An 18837-nucleotide genomic window follows, 5' to 3' on the forward strand; every position below is an offset into this window, starting at 1 on the left:
AAGATAATCCCAATATGAAAGAGGGATTATCTTTTGGCATCTGAAATATCTTCTACAAAATGTTCAGCGTACATATTCCAATATTTTTTAAAGACACGGTCTTTTTTATCATCTAAATTAAGCTGATACTTCGGAAAATGACGAGAATATCCTTTGGCTGCCATTGTTCCTCATAGGAATATTGATAGGTCATTCCGAGCTTCTGCATAATTCTCCCGCTGGCGATGTTATAAATATCATGTGTTGCAGTAATATACTTGAGTCCAGTATTTTTTAGCTCTGCAATGACAGCATGGCCTGCTTCTGTCACAAAGCCATTTCCCCAGAATTCTTTTTTTAACGCATATCCAAAATCATGTCCTTCTTCCAGGCTGACAGTTACATAACCAATCGGCAGATTAATTTCTTTTAGACAAATTGCAAGGTAATACCCTGTTTTTTTCTGATACTGAGGGAGAATTCTTTCTGCATAATAAGTTTCTGCCTCCTGCTTATTTTGCAGAGTAAATAGAGGCAAATATTGATTAACAACCCTATCGCCCAGGATTTCGTATAGCGCCTGAATATCTCTGTCTACTGCTGTAAATGGCCGCAGAATCAGCCGTTCCGTTTGGATTTTCAAAATGATATCACCCCTCTAATGACGCTCTTTACTCGCAATAAATGTTATTAAGGAAGGATCATTTTCCTGTCCATAGCCAATTTCATAACTAACGGTGCCGAATCCAATATTTTTTAATAATAACTCTAATTCCTTCAGTCCATACCAGTATAGGATAAAATGAGAGATTTCTGTTTTCTCTATCGCACCTTTACGCAGGAGCTCATATTTATGGATATAGGAAACTTTTTGCTCCAGCCAATCTATCGCTTCACTCGTGCTTGTGAATAATATCCCCGAGTCCTCTGTCAAAGAGTGAGTGCTTATATCCATGTCTCCAGCATGAAAGTCTATTGGCAACAAAGTATCAAAAATAAATTGCCCGCCTTCTTTCAGATGATTATACAGTCTTTGAAGAAAAGCATTGATATGATTTCCTGGAAGCAGACAAAAGCTTCCTGTTGGCATAATAATAGTTTGATATGTCTGCTTTAAATCAAGCTGCAGCAAATCCTGGTTAAATAAATTTGTATTTACCTGATGCTCCCGCATATTGACTTTGCATTGCTCCAACATCTCAGCTGAGATATCCACGCCATCAATAGTAATTCCTTCTTTTAAAAATGGAATCAGCATTCTTCCAGTGCCGACACCAGCCTCCAGTACAGGACCCTGACGGTTTTTCAACTTCTCATAATAATACTCTATATCACCGCCCATAGAGTATCCGACAGGTTTCGTAATTTCATATAATTTTGTACTTAATTCTCCATATTCTTTGAACACACCTATCCCTCTATTCTATAAATATTCAAATCTGGAAGTACACCATTCGTGTAAAGGTTGTGAATGATATATTTCCATTCTATAATAAAGTGAGAGAATAATCTAAAATTGGAAAGAGAGAGGCGGAGTTATTTGCATATTACATTATGGAAGCTTCAACGTCCTTAATTGGGGATGATGCCAATGTCAGTGATTAGGGAAGAACACTTACTAATGGAAGATGGCGTTGGCTGTCTTACAGTGGTTGATATAAATGCACAAAATCAATCGTGGTCCGGATCAGGAGATGGAACAGGCTCTTGTGAAGCTGGAACTAGAAGTAATCGTTTTGCAGAACAAGACGGTGAATTTGTCCCTTCTCCTTAAAAGCCTGAAACTGCGAATAGCAGGAAAAAAAACAGAACCCATTCTCCAAAGATAAAAAAATTATCTTGGAGGATGAGGACGTTGAGCAAAATAACAGAAAATACAGCTTTTCAATGTGAGCATTGCGGAGCGAACGTAGCAGCGGTAACAAATGGGAGCTTTCGCAATCATTGCCCTTTCTGCCTATATTCAAAGCATTTGGATAATGAGCCGGGAGACAGACTTAGCACTTGTAGAGGAGTCATGCGGCCAATTCAGATAGACTATTCTGGAAAGAAGGGCTATCAAATTATTCACGAATGTAACAAATGTGGAAAAAGACAACGTAATAAAGCAGCAATAAATACGATTCAGGAAGATGATATTCTCCGTTTCGTGAAAGCATTTAATCAGTATTAGATTATTCTTTGCCTCCCTGCTCTTCAGCGGCAGGGAGGCAATTCATCTTTGAAACAGAAAGCAGGTAACGCATTGCAGAAAAAAATAAAGAAAATACATATTATCGGCGGTGCGGGAAGCGGGAAAACCTATCTGGCAAGAGTACTATCAGATAAACTTGCTATTCCGGCTGCTGATCTGGATAACTTATTCTGGAATAAAAGCTATGGAACAAAAAAAGATCTTGTAATAAGAGACAAGGAGCTGGAGGCTGTCCTTTCAAAAGATGCCTGGATTATGGAGGGTGTCTATTATGGCTGGCTGGATACCAGCTTTGAAAAAGCGGATCAAATTATTGTTTTACATACAAATATGCATTTAAGACAAATGCGGATAATTCTCCGGTTTTTAAAAAGAAAGCTTCGTATTTTGCCAACCAAAAAGGAAAGCCTGAAGGATCTTATGCAGTTATTAAAATGGAATACGAAATATGATACAAATAATTTAGCAAAGGCATTGAGGAAAATAGAAGCGTATGAAGAAAAAGTAGTTCATATTTATAATAAGAGGGAACTGAATCAATTTCTGAAAAAGTATCAGGTGAAAATAAATAATGTGAGCCGAAAATAATTTTATTGGACTACATGAAAAGACTTGCCTCTATATAACAAAGGCAAGTCTTTTAAGTCTAAGATTCGCTTTCAACAGCAATTTGCAATGCATCTATTGGATTGTCAGTGCTCTCATCAATTTCATAGACAGTACTGCCTTGCTGCCAACGGATAACTGTTCCGGGATGTTCGTCAAAATCGTCAATTTCAATTACTCCACGCTCATCAGGCGCAGGTAGATAATTTGTTTCCAAATAATCTACGACAGCCCGGGCGAGCTCCTCGCCATCCCCATAATTCCCGGCTGCATATTCAGGGTCAGTTGGAGCATTTACCCGAATCAGCCATTTCCCTTCATTCCACGAAATATAGTTGTGGCCGGTAGCTCCTTCTGAGAGAGCTTTGACGCCATGACCAAGATCTATATTTGTCTGCTCAACTTCTTCATAGTTTTCAATTGCGTTAATTGCTTCCTGTTTACTGGAATAATCCGTTTCTTCTATATCACTGCTGGGAGCTTCTTTACTGTCTGTGTTTTCTTCCTCAGCAGCTGTATCTGTGCTATTGGAATCATCGGATTCTGTCTGTTGTTCTTCGTTATTGCTGTTCTCCAGTTCTGTTGCTTCGTCTTCCTGATTCTTTTCTGTTGATTCTACTTCATTATCTTTTGTGCTATCTGTCTCAGAAACTATTTTTTCATCCGATTCCTGCTGTGACATATCTGATTCTGCTTGCGAAGCGCCCTGGCATGCCCCCAGAATAAGTAAGAGTGCCATACCTGGTACTGTGAAATATGATTTTTTCAGTCTCATGGTGCATCACCCCTTCTACTGTATATATTTCCCTTCTTTTCCTGAAATGAATCCTGAAGTTCCAGATTATTTTTTAAGAATTATTCAAATCGTAAAACTTTATTTTGAAAAAGTGCTATACTGGCAATAGCTTTCTTTTTAAGGAGGAATCGAAATGGCAGCATTCTTTGGTAATGCTTACTCTAGACTGGGCGCCCTTTTGGTCTGAGAGGTCTGAAGTAAAGCAGCATTAATAATGAATGATCTCTTTAGGCCGTACATTTTAATAAAAAGCCTAATATAATGGAGTGAATTCAAATGGAAAAACAATTAATTAAGCCGTTTTTAACGGTAGCAAACTATCGTTTTATGGAGCAGCAGACAGATAAAATTATACGGGCGTTGGCCACAACAAAAGATAAAAATGTTATTCTGGCTGTACGCGGAATTGTGAAAAGCGAGTTGATAGATTCCTTTACATGGTCTGATGAGGAAGAAAAAATAGTTCAATCGTTGATAGATATAAATGACCGGGCAGAGGGAGAGGTCTTTTTAGAACAGCTGAAAACCTATATTATTCCATTTAAAGCAGTGGAAACAAGTAAGTTAAAAAGCTTATTTAAAAAGGAAAAAAAGCTGAAGCTTCCTAATCTGGAGGAGATCGACTTTCAGCAAATTTCTTATTTAGCCTGGGACGATCCTGGGAAACTCCGCAGATATTTGGTAATGGAACAAGATAAAGGTTTTAAAGCACTAAAGGGTACTTTTAAACTTCCTGCAACACAAGGTATTTGTGCGCTTTGCAACCAGCATACGGAAGTTGTCCGTCTCACCACTTCTGTAAAAGGAGAGGTTCCCGGAACTTTTACCAAACACTACAATTATGTCTGTGCTGACAGTCAATTATGTAATCAGCATGTAACGGATATAGAGAAGGTAAGTGCATTTTTTGATAGAGTTACCAAATAACTTAATTAAAGAAATTTAATAGGAAGCAGATAAAGAAAGTACGTACTTTCTTTATCTGCTTTTTGAAATGAAAAACTCTAAAGAAAAACCGCTCCAAATTCTGAAACAGATCTGGAACGGCTTCCATATAATTAATCATTTTTTAAAAGGGAATAGATATGCATATCAACAAAATTACCCTTCACCTTCTCATATTGCCGTAATGTTCCTTCAAAGGTAAATCCTAGTTTTTGCAATACTTTAATCGAATTTATATTTGCCGGTTCCACTTTCGCTTCAATCCGGTTAATTGCTAAATTCTCAAAAGCTTCATCAATTAATGCCTGGATGGATTCAGGAGCATATCCATTTCCCCAATGTGCTTTTGCAATATCATAGCCAATCTCAACCCGGGCATTTTCTGTGTCGATAGCATTAAATCCACAGCTGCCGATAATATCCTTCGACTTTAAATCAAACAAGGTGTAGCGGATAGCCTGATTTGTTTCAGCTAATTCATTGAGCAGGTTAATCATTTCTATTGCTTGAGATTCATGTATAAAAGCAGAAATATTCATAAATGCCGCAACAGCCGGGTCTGACCAGACATTAAATAGCGCAGTGGCATCAGATATCCGAATTTTTCGTAAGGCTAATCTTTTTGTAAAAAGTTCTTCTTTCAATACTTCACCCTCCAATATTTTTTAGAAATCTGTCTGGAAAGTATTGTTATCTGCGCATCATTCAGTCCCTTCATCAAGTCTCTGTTCAGGTTATTTTTTCTTTTTTGGTTTTTCATCCAAAATCGATTTTAATTCCTCAATATCCTCCTCGGACAATGAATCTTCTTCCATAAATTGAACAAGCATCGATTTCACTGTGCCGCCATATATACGTTTAATGAAGGATTCTGCTTCTGCACGCTGGCAGTCATCCTGAGAATAGAGCGGATAAAAAGTGTACACGCGCTGGTCTTTATTTACACCAACAACATCTTTGTGCACTAATCGGTCTAAAAGCGTCCGTACTGTTTTTGATTTCCAATCTTTTTGCCCCTGCAGATTGGAAATCACATCATTTGCTGTCTGCGGTGCTTTTTCCCACAGGACATTCATTACTTCCCATTCTGCTTCAGAGATGCTTGGTACTTTTTCTGACATATATATCACCCCGGTTCTATTCATCAAAAATTTGTTTATCCTTTAAAATAGCTAAGGTTATTTCCGTTGCTATGCTTCCAGAAGCTTTGTCCTCATCCTGTATATTGGTTGCAAAGAAATAAGTATTTGTCTCTGTTTCTACAAATCCAATAAACCAGCCATTTATATCCTTGCCATTCACATTACCTGTGCCTGTTTTTCCGTAGAGTACAGAACTATTCTTTTCATCCATTTGCAATGCGTTTTTAACAGCTTCAATATGCTCTTCCTGAAAATCGAAGCTATTGTTATAGAATGAATGTAACAGCTCAACTTGTTCAACTGGCGAAATTTTTAAAGTAGATTCCAGCCAGTATTGTTCCAGCCCTCCAGAAGTATCCTGATTTCCATAATGGATTTGATTTAGGTAGGATTGAACACTGTCCAGACCTATTTCTTGATCGATTTGCTGGAAATACCAGTTAACAGAACGGTTTAAAGCCGTCTCTAGGTTTTGATCTCCATTCCATTGTTCATAAGGTTGTTCGACACCACCCCATTCAATCATGCTTTGTGCCGGTGTTATGACGTTCTCCTCTAATCCAAATAAGGCACTATAGATTTTATAAGTAGAATCAGGAGAAATCCGTGATGTGCTCTGATCCTCATTATAGATATGGTAAGCATCCTTTTGCATATCGTAAAGAACAAAACTGCCCTCATCATTTTTGAAATAGTCACTGAGATCTTCTTCGTATATCTGATCATGATTAAAAGACGTATAGCGATTGTTATCGTTGGCCATTACAGAAGCAAGTGGAATCTGCGTAACTATAAACAGGCCGGTGAGCAGGAAGATGCCGATGCTTTTGACATGCTGTAATTTAGAGTCTGCTTGAAATGATGCAATTTCTATAATTCGTTTCTTTATCTGCTTTTTTGAGCCATTTAATTGATTTGCCAGCTTATTATACTGAGGGCTGGGAGATTTATCGATAAAATGAATAATTGTGTTTCCATATTTTTTATAGTTCTTATCATCTAAAGATGTTAGTACGGCGTGATCACATGCAATTTCACGATCCAGACGCATTTCTTTAAAAGCAAGCCAAATTAAAGGGTTGAACCAATATATGATTTGGAAGAAAACCATTAGATAGTTGGTAGGAATGTCCTTATATTTATAATGGTTTAATTCATGCAGAAGGATATGTTTGATATCATCCTTAGATAACCATTCTTCAAAATTGGCCGGTAATACAACAAAGGTTTTACGCAGTCCAAATGTCAGAGGTGACCGTACTTTATCTGAGACACCTAATACTATATTTTTTGAGATATTTAATTGTTGTTTAGATGTTTGGAATAGGTCAAGAATTTCTTTATCTTCCACATGAGAAATCGACTTTTTAATACTCCTTAAATTCAGCCACGCGTGTATAGAAAGCCCTGTGAAAACAAGAGCTCCAGTAATCCATATTCCAGCAGCAATCCCATTTAACAGTTCTGTATTTGTCTGCGTCACCGTTACGGAAAAATCCTGCATCCAGTTTGAATTTGTTCCTCCGTTTCCAGACGCTGCGCCATTAATAGCAGCAGAATTCCCATCTGCAGAATGACCGCCTGTAAATGTACGGAATAAATTACCGGCGGGAATGAAGCGGCCGGGAATAAATGGAATAATCAAAGCAAAAAGTAATAAGTACCATAGATTATATTGCCATTTGGCGGATAACTGCTTTTGGAATAACTTTTTAATAAGAAAAATAAACCCGATTGTAATGGAAGAAATGATGAGGCCTGTAATAAGCGTTGTGATATACATGCTTTTCGTCTCCATTCTTCATTTGCGGTAATTATATAAGAACGATTTACCGAAATTTATTTTAAATTACATTTGTAATACATTAAATTTTAGCACTATCAAGTACATTTATCAATCTATCAGTTAAGAAATTGTAAAGGATAAAAATAGAAATTGACAAAACAAGACTACGTGTGTAGTATTATATTACAGTTGTAGTCAAACTGATTTAAGGAGGACTTTAAATGAAACATTTTCAAGATATTTTTAATAAAAAAGGCTTCATCTTATTGTTGTCGATTGCCGCAATTGGATTAGCAGGCTGTTCCAATGATGTGGAGAGCAGCGAAGAAAGTTCTGAAGCTCCAGAACAGACTTCTCAAGGCGAGGAAGTTTTTAAAGAGCTGGAAGATGAATTTGATGCAAGACTTGGTGTATATGCTATTGATACTGGATCTGAACAGACAGTTGCCTATCGTTCAGATGAAAGATTTGCTTATGCTTCTACTTTTAAGCCTTTAGCAGCGGGAGCTATTTTACAAACAAATTCAATAGAGGATTTAGAGAAAGTAATTACTTATTCTGAAGAAGATTTAGTAACCTATTCTCCTGTGACAGAGAAACATGCAGATGATGGAATGAAGCTGGAAGAAATTATAGAGGCTGCTGTCCGTTACAGTGATAACACAGCAGGAAATCTGATGTTAGAAGAACTTGGAGGGCCAAACGGGCTGGAAGAAATATTAAGAGAAAACGGTGATGAAACTACAGAAATGGATCGAATGGAGACAGAATTAAATGAAGCCGCTCCAGGAGATACAAGGGATACCAGCACGCCTCAGGCCCTTGCTGAAAGCCTGCAAAAATATGTGTTAAGTGATTTACTTCCTGAAGACAAGCGTGAATTGCTGATTGATTGGATAACAGGGAATGAAACTGGAGATTCGTTGATTCGGGCAGGTGTTCCAGAAGGATGGGAAGTAGGAGATAAGAGCGGGGCAGGAAACTACGGTACAAGAAATGATATAGCTGTTGTATGGCCGCCTGACAATAAAGCTCCAATTGTTATCGCCGTTCTTTCCAGCCAAGATACCGCAGACGCAGATTATAATGATGAATTAATCGAAAAAGCTGCTGAGCGCGTCATTGAACAGCTGCAGAATGAAGAATAACAGGAAGGTGGAAAAATGAAAGGATACCGGACGATTATCCTGATTGTAATGGTGTTTTTGCTAGCAGTTGGATGTTCCAAAAAAGAGGAGCCGTCAGAAGTATTAAACGGTTATATTTCCAACTGGGAGAATAGGGATTTTCATGCTATGTATGAGCAGCTTTCCGAAGAAGTAAAAAGTAAAATAACAGAAGAAGCGTTTATTGAACGCTATGATGCTATATATGATGGAATAGGAGCTGAAAATTTACAGATAACATTGAGGGTAGATACAGAAGAGGAGTTGAAGTCTGAGGGAGATCTCATTACTATTCCGTATAGTGTAGAGATGGATACCACTGCTGGTTCTATTGAATATAGTCATCGGGTGACATTAGAGCAGGATGATGAAGGAGCCTGGCTGGTCAAATGGAATTCCTCGCAGATATTTCCCCAGTTAAGTAAAGGGGACAAAGTAAAGGTAAAAACAATAGAAGCAGAAAGAGGAGAACTGACGGACAAGAATGGAACCGGGCTTGCAATCAACGAAGAGGCGAATGTTATTGGTGTCATACCAGGTATGCTTGAAGAAGATGCAGATCAGACTAAAGAAAAGCTGGCTGAGTTATTGGGTGTTTCTGTTGAAGAAATAGACAAAGCGCTGGATGCGTCCTGGGTTACTCCAGAAGTATTTGTGCCGATAAAAACACTGCCGATGGAAGAAGATGATATAGAAGCTTATGAGGAGCTCCCGGGGGTAAGCTCCCGGGTGGAAAAGGTCCGTACCTATCCATTGGGAGCCTCGGCTGCCCATTTAACCGGCTATGTGCGGGAAATATCTGCAGAACAGCTGGAAGAGCTGGACGAGTATACTGCTGGAGATGTAATTGGAAACGCAGGTCTGGAGAAGATATTTGAAGAGAAATTACGGGGAGAAAATGGAACCCATATTTATATAAGTAATGCAGACGGTGATTTGAAAGAAACGCTGGCCAAAAAAGAACCTGTCGATGGAGAAGATATACAATTAACTATTGATGCTGCACTGCAGCAGGAAATATATGAACAGTTTGAAGGTGATGCAGGAACTTCAGTTGCTTTAGACCCGAACACCGGAGCTGTTTTATCGTTAGTCAGCTCGCCTGCCTATAATCCCAATGCTTTTGTCCGGGGATTATCAGGAGAACAATGGGAAAAATGGAGTGAAGATCCAGATGAGCCATTCTTAAATCGTTTTACAAGCCGTTATGCTCCGGGTTCCGTGTTTAAAACGATAACAGCTTCAATAGGATTAGAAACAGGTGTAACTAATCCTGAAAAAGTAAGACAGATTAATGGACTTCATTGGACAAAGGATGATTCATGGGGAGATTATTATGTCACCCGTGTACATGATAAAGCGAATGTCAATCTGCGTGATGCCTTTGTTCATTCGGATAATATTTATTTTGCGCAGGAAGCTCTGGAGATGGGGAAGGATACCTTTTTAGAAGAAGCGGCCGGTTTTGGATTTGGGGAAGAGATTCCATTTCCATTTGTGATTCCAGCCTCTAATTTGACGAACAATGGAGAAATTGACAGTGAGGCACAGCTTGCTGATACAGCTTATGGACAAGGTCAGGTAATGATGAGCCCGCTGCATCTTGCTTTAACCTATACACCTTATCTCAACGAAGGAAATATGCTGTACCCATCTCTGGTGGAAAAGGATGAACCTGAAGTATGGAAGGAAAATCTTATCGGTAAGGAAACAGCAAATCTGGTCAAAGAGAATTTGATTCAGGTTGTTGAGAGCCCAGAGGGTACGGCACATACTACCTATATTCCTGGCACGGTCATCGGCGGGAAATCTGGAACAGCAGAAATTAAACAGAGCAAAGAAGATGATAATGGAAATGAAAATGGCTGGTTTGTCGGTTTCGAGGAAACGGATCCAGAAATATTATTGGTGATGATGATAGAAGATGTGAAGGATCGCGGGGGCAGCGGTTATGTGATTTCTAAGGCGAAAAATATTTTTGAGTATATACAGCAGGGAAGCAATTAGCGAGCTGCTGTATATAAAATAGGGTGAAGTACACATGCTTCCCCCTATTTCAAATTTATTCATCACAGCGGGCCGCCAAGCAGTATTGTTATGGGGAGATTTCAATTAGTGAATTATAATAGGGAATTATTTGGGAATAAATATTTCAGAATCATTAACTTGTGTAGTGTGGTAATGATTCTTAATGGTTTAAAGAACCTTAAAAGAAATTTGCACTAAAAAGACTTGCCGGTCAAACAAGTCTTTTTATAAAGTAATATTTTGCAGTAATTTCAAACCAGATGAAGCATTTAAATATATTTTATTCTCCACCCTCAAAAATATCCTCAACCTTGTCTTCATCTGCTCCATCCTCGTTATTATCTTCCTCTGTATCTTCAGGTTCATTTCCATCTTCATTACCGTTTTCTTCTTGAGTCGGTTCTTGATTATCCGGTTCTTCATTTTCATCACTCTGACATGCTCCGAGAATAAGTATCAATGAGACCCCAAAGGCTGCAAGAAAAGATTTTTTCAACCTCATGATGTATCACTCCTTCTAATGTATGCTCATACCCGATTTTAACAAAGAAAATCAGAAAAATTCATTTTGTTAATAAATTGTAAAGTGATTCAGGCACAAGGCGCAGTTTTCCATTTTGAAAATCAGATAAAGGCTTCCACGTGGCTTTATGTGTTTGTCCATTATCTTCTTTTATTAGCAGCTTGGACTGATTATATAAGGACTTGTCAACAAACTCACCATCATAAATCTGAACAATTTCATGGGCTGTATCTCCATTAAAGGTAAATATATTTTCAATCGTACTGAGAAACTGAAGATTAGAAATATCTGCATCTAATTCTTCTTTTACTTCTCTTATCAAGGTATCTGAACTTTTTTCTCCAAATTCAATTCCCCCGCCAATTGGTATGTAATAGAATTCTTCTTTTACATAATCATAACCTTCAGAAACTAGTATTGTATTGTCTTTTTGAAACAGACAAATAGCAATTGGACGTATGATCTCTTTTTTCATAAAGACACCGCCTTCATTTTTTTATAGATGATTTTCATATTGATACAAGCATTTTTTCTCAATGAATATAGATAATGAAACGTGCTTGTTGTATGGTATAATCGATATATCAATAGTATTCGGATAACTCAAGGGTGGTTGGCACACTCCCATAAGACAGGGGGTGGTGCTATGACAGTATTTGAAAGTCTAATGTTAGCTGTTGCTTTTGCCAGTTTAATATTAGCACTGTCAGATAACCAAAAAAAATAACCCACCCTTGAGTTGACAGCTCGGTTCGGTGGATTATTTTCGTAATCGGTGCTAACCCCCTTGCAGGGATCCTAGCTATTGTATACCGCTAGTGCTCTCGACACTGGCGGTTTTTATAATTTATGTGCTTCTACTGTAAATATACACTAATATTTATTATTTGTAAAATAACCTAAATGCAGTGACTGATTCATTTCTCTAAAATTTCTTATATAATAAACAATTAAGAATGATTACTTTAATGAAATAAAAACGCAGTTACTCAATCAAAAAAAGTAAAAGTTAAGGCCGTCTATCCCAAGGCTCTAGAGTGCCAATAACTTTGACGCTCTTTTCATTAGCAACAGCATCAATTACCCCCTCGCTGATTTCTTGATTTGTTAACCACCTGGAATGTTCTTTTTCTAAAATAAATCCAAGCTGAACTTGTCTGTACTGGCAACCTGGATATTTCTTTAAAGCGGCTTCTTTGATTTGAGTTAGATTAGAGCTGCTTCCCAGTATATGATAGAGTTTCCAATCTGAACTTTCTTTTGAAACTTCCCAATCAATAATATCTAAAGCATTATTCGAATTGGAATGAATCCACGCAATAACCAAATCAATTGGACCATTCTGATGAATACAGGATCTGATTTTATCCTTTAGCATGGCACTATCTGTATAGTCAACTAATAATGGTGTGATTGGGGCAGAATAATTAGCTTTAGTAATTAAACTTTCCATTTTACTCTGATCGCGTGCAATAATAGAGACTTTGTTTGATCTGTCAGCAAGCCATAGGGATGCTTCGGATAACATTCCAGTTCCGCCAATAACTAAGGCATGAGAGGGGAGACTTTGAATTTTATCATTGATTATTTGCAGCCAAGGATGCTCCCTGTTAAATTGTTGACTTAACGCATGATGTAGCCACTTCATTTCATCTCTTTTCAGAATAGGAAGCATCCGCTCTAAATCATTATTGTCTTTCTGTCTGATAACAGAGCTCCCGCCTTTATATAATAATTGTATCTCAGGTTTTATATAGGGTATATCATCCTCTGTTATTGCTCCAATCTCACTTAAAGGCCGCTTAATCTGATTATTTCTTTTATATATCCATTCATTATTCTCTGTATCAATCAGCATAATTTCAAATAACCAAATTATCTCATGCTTCATTTTCACCCAAATACTGCCTGATTGTATATTTAAATTCTCTGAATCTGTAAGCTTTGATAAACTGCCTTTGTTAGCAAGAAATAATTCATAGCTTTCACCCAGATACTTTTTCAAAAAAGGTAAATGTGTTTTTCTAATAAGAATATCCATGTCTTCATGCTTTCTTGTCTGCTTCCCGTAATGCAGGTCCAGCGCCCAGCCGCCAGCAATCCACCATGGTATAGAGATATCTTTCATCAGATAACGTATTTCTTGAAGAGATAAAGGCTCCCAGTGATAATTCTGCAAAAAATCCCTCCTCTCTAGTTAATTAGTCTGTATATTAATCAAGTGTCTATTATTCATTGTAAAAGCGTTTTTGAAAACAAGCAATATAGTGTATATATCGTTTTCGGAATAATAAATTGATTTTTTCTGAAATATATATGATACATTTAAAGAAGAAAGAGAGTGCAGGAATAGAATTTGAAGAAATATTAAAAATGAAACAGCAATATTAATATTCATTACTGTATATTGGATAGTTCACTGGCTGTTGGTAAATGTCAAGGAGAATTAGTCTTACACAGTTAAATAGTATAATATGTCTTCAACAAAATATGATTCAGATAAAAGGAGATTTTCAATGAGTATTTTAATAGAAAGAGCAAATGACCTCGAATTTCTGTCTGCTTTTCTTGCTGATATAAATAATCAAAAATCCAATCATATTGGTTTTTGTGGAACAGATCAAGCAGATATTTTGAGAGCGCTTAAAGAGGATTTCATTGATGAAAAGGGAGAGGCTTCCTTTTTTATAGCAAAAACCAACACTGGTGAGATTATAGCTGCATGCGGAATCGATATTGAAAATGGAGAAGCAGAGGTCTGGGGGCCTTTTAATAAAACAGAAAGTATGGAGATATCCGCTAAGCTATGGGGATGTTTAAAAGAAAATTATCCTGAGGTTCGGCAATTTTCTTTCTTGATTAACGAAAAAAATACAAAACAGCAATTATTTATGAAGCAGATAAATGCTGAAGAAAAAGGTCATCATTTAAGTTTAATCATCCATCGGAGCTGTTTTGATATGCTTGGGGAAATAAAGAGCAGTTCAATAAAAGAAGAAGATTTTTCTGCATTTCAAGCACTGCATGATATCACTTTTCCAGGTACATATTATGATGCTGAGACAATTTGGAGCAGACTCAACAAGGATAATATACTGAAGGTTCTAAAGGATGATAATGGAGGGCTTATTGGTTATGCTTATTTTGAAGTAGACAAAGAGCTTTCAGAAGCTTCGCTGGAATATTTTGCTGTATCGAACAATTACCAAAATAAAGGTTTTGGGAGGCTTTTATTAAAAGAAGCGTTAACTGCAATGTTTTCCTATTCCGAAATAAATGAAATATATCTTACGGTAGATGCTGGAAACCATTATGCGAATCATGTTTATGAGAAAGCTGGATTTGAAAAAGAGAATACATTGATTCACTATAAAAGTAAGGATTAGTGAAGCTGCGGTTAATAAAACAGATAGTATTACTTCTTGTAAAAGAGTAAATTATTTTGATACAACAAATGCAATATACAGGGCATAAAAAGGTGATTGAATTTTATCGCAGTGTAACTGGCTGGGACTGGGACTGCGATTACTCGCCCCATCGAAAAGCTTTTGTAAGACTCCCTCATCAATAAATGAAGGAAACACGTTATTTCTAAGTGGGAGAGCAGGCAGCCAGTAACGGCCCGATTAGTTCGGGCCTACAGGATGTAGGTCACAAAGGTGTTGCGACACGATGTCGCGATGTCGCGAACTTAGCCTTTGTTCCTTGGACATTGGGTCCCTCTGTCCAAGGAATGTTCACTTCATGACAACCGCTTGACATATGTAAGCGTTTACCTTATGATGATTTTGTATTTGTTCATTTATTTTAGGTTTTTATGTCAACCGGTTGATATAAAGGTGGAATTACAAATTGATGTTCTTTGCAGTTAATAAAAGGGGGAGATTACTATTGGGTGGAGACTGAAATGCAAACGTTCTATATGGGTTATATTGTTTATACTAGTTGTTATATTTTTGTGTGATTCAGATATTGAGGCTGCTGATAAGGAGGGGAAAGTGATGAGTAAAGCTAATAAGAATCTACAGAACTGGAGCGTGGGAGGTTCAGGGGAACTGAAGGATACTGTCCAAGGAATCCAGCTAACTTCCGAGGAGAATGAGCAGGCTGCAGCATTTTCTGATACAACTGCTGATGACTTTACCTACGAGGCAGATATTAAAACAGTTGATAAAAAGACCAAAGCAGGGCTTGTTTTCCAGGCAAACACGACAGAGAACGAGGGTTATATGATTCAAATAGATCAAGAGGAAGGCAAGCTTCAGCTTTTAGATCTGCGGAATCCAGATAAGCCCTTAGAGGAAGCGGAAATAGATTTGGAAGCGGGAGAGATATATCATCTCAAAGTAAAAGCAGTTAATCAGAAGCTTCAAGTATACTGGAATAATCAGTATAACGATATATTGGGAACGAAATTAGAAAATGATGCAGCTGGAGTTTTGGGACTCCATGTGGAGGACGGAACAGGATATTTTGAGAATGTATATGTAAGTGATTTTACTCATAACTTAGGTGAGATTATTATGACAGAAGGACAATGGCAACCAGATATCCAGGGGTTAAAAACTATTGGAGAAGGGCAACAGACCTTTGATAGACAAGTAAATGATTTTGTTCTGGAAGGGGATCTTTCATTTGCAGAAGAAGAAGGAGCGGCTGGATTTACTTTCCGGAAAAATCATGAGACTGCGGCTGGTTACCAAGTGATATTAGTAAAGCAGGATGACCAGTTAAGGGTGCAATTGCAGTTACTGGATGGTACTGTGCTGGCAAGCTCAGAGCAGTCATATTCCTCCATCAGCGGGACGAGGCATCATATGGAGCTTATAGTGAAGGATAACCAAGTAACAGCCTATCTGGATGGTTATCGTGAGCCAGCAATAGAATATATTGATAATCAATATCAGGAAGGTCAGATCGGGCTGGTTAATTTGTCTGGAACAGCTTATTTTGAAAATGTCTATGCGGCACAGACTGATGAATATTACAAAGAAAATTATCGTCCAAACTACCACTATACACCGGCAAGAGGATCGGCAAGTGATCCGAATGGCCTTGTTTATTTTGAAGGGGAATACCATCTCTTTCATCAGGATGGAGGCACATGGTCACATGCTGTAAGTGAAGACCTTATCCATTGGAAGCATTTACCTACTGCTCTTCCTTGGAATGATCATGGGCATGTCTGGTCGGGTGCAGCTGTTGCAGATGAAGATAATGCATCTGGGCTTTTTTCAGATACAGGCGGGAAGGGTTTAATTGCTTATTATACCTCTTTTAATCCTGATCAAGAGAATGGAAACCAAAGAATTGGGCTTGCTTATAGTCATGACAAAGGACGTACATGGGAATATTCCGAGGAGCATCCTATTGTAATTGAAAACCCGGGTAAGGCAGAAGATGATCCGGGAAGCTGGGATTTTAGAGATCCTAAAGTAGTACGTGATGAAGAAAATAATCGTTGGGTAATGGTAGTTTCAGGAGGTGATCACATTCGCTTTTTTACCTCTGAAAATCTGATTGATTGGGAGCATACCGACAGCTTTGGTTATGATAGTTATGTTCGTGGCGGTGTTTGGGAATGTCCAGACCTGTTTGAATTGCCGGTAGAAGGAACAGACGAGACTAAATGGGTGCTAATGATTAGTACAGGCGCCAACCCTGATACAGAGGGCTCTGATGCTGAATATTTTATTGGCGATTTAACAGAAGAAGGAACATTTATTAATGATAATGAAGCGGGAGATGTATTGAAAACTGATTTTGGCAAGGAATTCTATGCCTCTATGTCTTTTACTGATATGCCGGATAATCGTCGTATTACCATTGCATGGATGACAAATTGGGATTATCCATTTGATTTCCCGACAGAAGGCTGGAAAGGCCAATTGACAATACCAAGGGAATTAAGTCTGATAGATACAGAGCAAGGGGTCAGGCTCGTCCAATCTCCGGTTGAAGAATTGGCTTCGATTAGTGAGACAATTTTTGAAATAAGCAATCAACAAGTAAGTGAAGACGAAGCGGGGACCCTTTTGGAACAGATTGACGGCGAATCCTATCAGATTGAAGCGGAAATTGAAATTCCAGCTGACAGCGAAGCTTCAGAATTTGGTTTTCAAGTTCGTCAGGGAACCGAAGAAAAAAGTGTGATTGGGTATCGCCCGGCTGATGAGCAAATATACATTGATCGTTCGGAATCTGGACAAACAGATTTCTCCAATCAATTTAGCACGCGGCAAGAAGCGGATCTGGCACCTGATAATCAGCGTGTGAAATTAAATATATTCGTAGACAATGGTTCAATAGAGGTGTTTGCGAATGATGGGCAAGTGGTTTTCTCTGATGTTATTTTTCCAAAGGCAACAAGCAGAGGAATGAGTTTTTATACAGAAAATGGGCCTGTTGAGATTATCTCATTAAAAGTAAATCAGCTGGAAGATATTTGGAATCGTCATCATGAAGATGCAGCTGAAATTATAATTGATACAAGTAAAAGAGAGCTGAATGTTGGCGATACAATTTCTCTTCAGGCGGCTTTAAAGAATGGTAATGACTCCAAATCACTGGAATGGTCTGTCTCTGATTCGGGTGTGATTAATATTAAGTCATCTAATCACCAACAAGCTGAATTAGAAGCTGTTAGCGATGGTGAAGCAGTGGTTACTGTTTCTACACCTGATGAGAAAGTCATGAAAACAGTAGAAATACAGGTGCATGATGGAACATTTAATACGAATCTGACAGGCTGGCAATCTGATATTGAAACAGTAAAATGGCTGAAAACAGAAGCTGGAATTCGCGGTGCCCATACAAGTGATGCTAATTATATGGCAGAAGATACAGGTGGGAATTTTATTTATGAAGCTGATATGACACTGAGCCCCGATGGCGGTGCCGGAGCCGTCGTGTTTCGGGCGAATGAAGATGGCAGCAGCGGGTACTATTTTAATTTAGACCCTAATATGAAGGCGTTCCGTTTGTTTTATAAGGTAAATGGTCAGATAGAAGATCATATGGTGATTGACAATGTTCCGGCATTTATCGAGCCCGACAAAACATATGCTGTCAAAATTGAAGCAGAAGGACCGCATATTCGTATTGATGTTGATGGCGAGAATATCATCGATCTTAAGGATGGCACATTTGCTCAAGGTCACTTTGGATTAAATGTTTTTGATGGGAAAGTGACGTATCAAAATGTAGAAATAAACCAGGTATCTGATGCTGAATTAGTGCAGACTGCCTTTACGAATACTGAAATAGGTCAATCATTATATGCAGTTAATTTACAAAATGGAGAGCCTGTGAAATTGGGAGAGGAACAAATGAAATGGTCTCTTATGCCGACAGGAGACGAACAGGGGTCCTATTCAATTAGAACAGAACAGGACCAGGCATTTGACTTGGATACCAATCAGCAAAAAATTCAGTTATACGATTATCTTGGCTATGACAACCAGCGTTGGCTAATTGAGCAGCTGGATAATGAAACTGTAGTCATCCGTTCTATTCATAATGAACAAGTATTGACGGTAACAGAAGATGGAAAACTTACGCTTGCAGAATTGCAGGAAGAGCAGGCAAATCCAAGCCAGCAGTGGCAGGTATCAGCAGATGTATTTTCAGATACCAAGAATGAATAATACAGTGTTTATTTCCTGTAGATTCT

17 protein-coding genes are annotated in these 18837 nt (G+C 38.1%); 8 read left to right on the plus strand and 9 right to left on the minus strand.

Annotated elements, in window-relative coordinates:
- Window positions 1–112 precede the first annotated feature (112 nt).
- Window positions 113–622, minus strand: coding sequence for a GNAT family N-acetyltransferase (locus MHH51_RS02770; RefSeq protein ID WP_339284369.1), 510 nt, complete (start codon window positions 620–622; stop codon window positions 113–115).
- A 15-nt stretch (window positions 623–637) separates the two neighbouring features.
- The gene (locus tag MHH51_RS02775; protein WP_147209080.1) at window positions 638–1387 is read right to left on the minus strand and encodes a class I SAM-dependent methyltransferase; all 750 of its coding nucleotides are present in this window, start codon (window positions 1385–1387) and stop codon (window positions 638–640) included.
- A gap of 183 nt (window positions 1388–1570) precedes the next feature.
- On the opposite strand from MHH51_RS02775, the gene MHH51_RS02780 reads away from it, so the two are divergent.
- From MHH51_RS02780 to MHH51_RS02790, 3 genes are all read left to right on the plus strand, one after another.
- Entirely contained in the window at window positions 1571–1753 is a 183-nt protein-coding gene (locus tag MHH51_RS02780) for a hypothetical protein (RefSeq protein WP_339284371.1), read from the plus strand.
- An 81-nt stretch (window positions 1754–1834) separates the two neighbouring features.
- On the plus strand, window positions 1835–2152 hold the full coding sequence (locus MHH51_RS02785; RefSeq protein WP_246145048.1) for an RNHCP domain-containing protein: 318 nt from the start codon (window positions 1835–1837) through the stop codon (window positions 2150–2152).
- Window positions 2153–2200: 48 nt separating this feature from the next.
- The gene (locus tag MHH51_RS02790; protein ID WP_339284374.1) at window positions 2201–2761 is read left to right on the plus strand and encodes a hypothetical protein; all 561 of its coding nucleotides are present in this window, start codon (window positions 2201–2203) and stop codon (window positions 2759–2761) included.
- Window positions 2762–2819: 58 nt separating this feature from the next.
- Here MHH51_RS02790 and MHH51_RS02795 read toward each other — a convergent pair whose 3' ends face one another.
- On the minus strand, window positions 2820–3554 hold the full coding sequence (locus MHH51_RS02795) for a hypothetical protein (RefSeq protein WP_147209084.1): 735 nt from the start codon (window positions 3552–3554) through the stop codon (window positions 2820–2822).
- A 297-nt stretch (window positions 3555–3851) separates the two neighbouring features.
- Between MHH51_RS02795 and MHH51_RS02800 the strand changes: the two genes are divergently transcribed.
- The gene (locus MHH51_RS02800) at window positions 3852–4502 is read left to right on the plus strand and encodes a FusB/FusC family EF-G-binding protein (RefSeq protein WP_147209086.1); all 651 of its coding nucleotides are present in this window, start codon (window positions 3852–3854) and stop codon (window positions 4500–4502) included.
- A 131-nt stretch (window positions 4503–4633) separates the two neighbouring features.
- Here MHH51_RS02800 and MHH51_RS02805 read toward each other — a convergent pair whose 3' ends face one another.
- From MHH51_RS02805 to MHH51_RS02815, 3 genes are all read right to left on the minus strand, one after another.
- Window positions 4634–5164, minus strand: coding sequence for a GNAT family protein (locus tag MHH51_RS02805; protein WP_147209088.1), 531 nt, complete (start codon window positions 5162–5164; stop codon window positions 4634–4636).
- 90 nt (window positions 5165–5254) lie between these two features.
- Window positions 5255–5641, minus strand: coding sequence for a penicillinase repressor BlaI (gene blaI, locus MHH51_RS02810; RefSeq protein ID WP_147209090.1), 387 nt, complete (start codon window positions 5639–5641; stop codon window positions 5255–5257).
- Between the two features lie 16 nt (window positions 5642–5657).
- The gene (locus tag MHH51_RS02815) at window positions 5658–7445 is read right to left on the minus strand and encodes a BlaR1 family beta-lactam sensor/signal transducer (protein ID WP_339284376.1); all 1788 of its coding nucleotides are present in this window, start codon (window positions 7443–7445) and stop codon (window positions 5658–5660) included.
- 224 nt (window positions 7446–7669) lie between these two features.
- Here MHH51_RS02815 and bla point away from each other — a divergent pair, with 224 nt between their 5' ends.
- Both bla and MHH51_RS02825 read left to right on the plus strand, forming a co-directional pair.
- Window positions 7670–8596, plus strand: coding sequence for a class A beta-lactamase (bla, locus tag MHH51_RS02820; RefSeq protein ID WP_147209093.1), 927 nt, complete (start codon window positions 7670–7672; stop codon window positions 8594–8596).
- Between the two features lie 15 nt (window positions 8597–8611).
- Entirely contained in the window at window positions 8612–10621 is a 2010-nt protein-coding gene (locus MHH51_RS02825) for a penicillin-binding transpeptidase domain-containing protein (protein WP_339284378.1), read from the plus strand.
- A gap of 301 nt (window positions 10622–10922) precedes the next feature.
- Here the strand turns inward: MHH51_RS02825 and MHH51_RS02830 are convergent, their stop codons facing one another.
- From MHH51_RS02830 to MHH51_RS02840, 3 genes are all read right to left on the minus strand, one after another.
- Window positions 10923–11144: a hypothetical protein gene (locus MHH51_RS02830; RefSeq protein ID WP_147209096.1), complete on the minus strand. Its 222-nt coding sequence runs from the start codon at window positions 11142–11144 to the stop codon at window positions 10923–10925.
- 61 nt (window positions 11145–11205) lie between these two features.
- Window positions 11206–11640 carry an NUDIX hydrolase gene (locus tag MHH51_RS02835; protein ID WP_147209097.1) on the minus strand — a complete coding sequence of 145 codons (435 nt, stop codon included), beginning with the start codon at window positions 11638–11640 and terminating at the stop codon, window positions 11206–11208.
- Window positions 11641–12174: 534 nt separating this feature from the next.
- Complete coding sequence (locus MHH51_RS02840; RefSeq protein WP_147209099.1) at window positions 12175–13344, minus strand: short-chain dehydrogenase; 1170 nt, start codon at window positions 13342–13344, stop codon at window positions 12175–12177.
- Between the two features lie 337 nt (window positions 13345–13681).
- On the opposite strand from MHH51_RS02840, the gene MHH51_RS02845 reads away from it, so the two are divergent.
- Together MHH51_RS02845 and MHH51_RS02850 are read left to right on the plus strand one after the other, a co-directional pair.
- Entirely contained in the window at window positions 13682–14551 is an 870-nt protein-coding gene (locus MHH51_RS02845) for a GNAT family N-acetyltransferase (protein WP_186813554.1), read from the plus strand.
- A 615-nt stretch (window positions 14552–15166) separates the two neighbouring features.
- Entirely contained in the window at window positions 15167–18811 is a 3645-nt protein-coding gene (locus tag MHH51_RS02850) for a GH32 C-terminal domain-containing protein (protein ID WP_339284380.1), read from the plus strand.
- Window positions 18812–18837 lie beyond the last annotated feature (26 nt).

Source organism: Oceanobacillus sp. FSL K6-3682 (genome assembly GCF_037976165.1).
In the GTDB taxonomy this organism is placed as follows: domain Bacteria; phylum Bacillota; class Bacilli; order Bacillales; family Amphibacillaceae; genus Oceanobacillus; species Oceanobacillus sojae.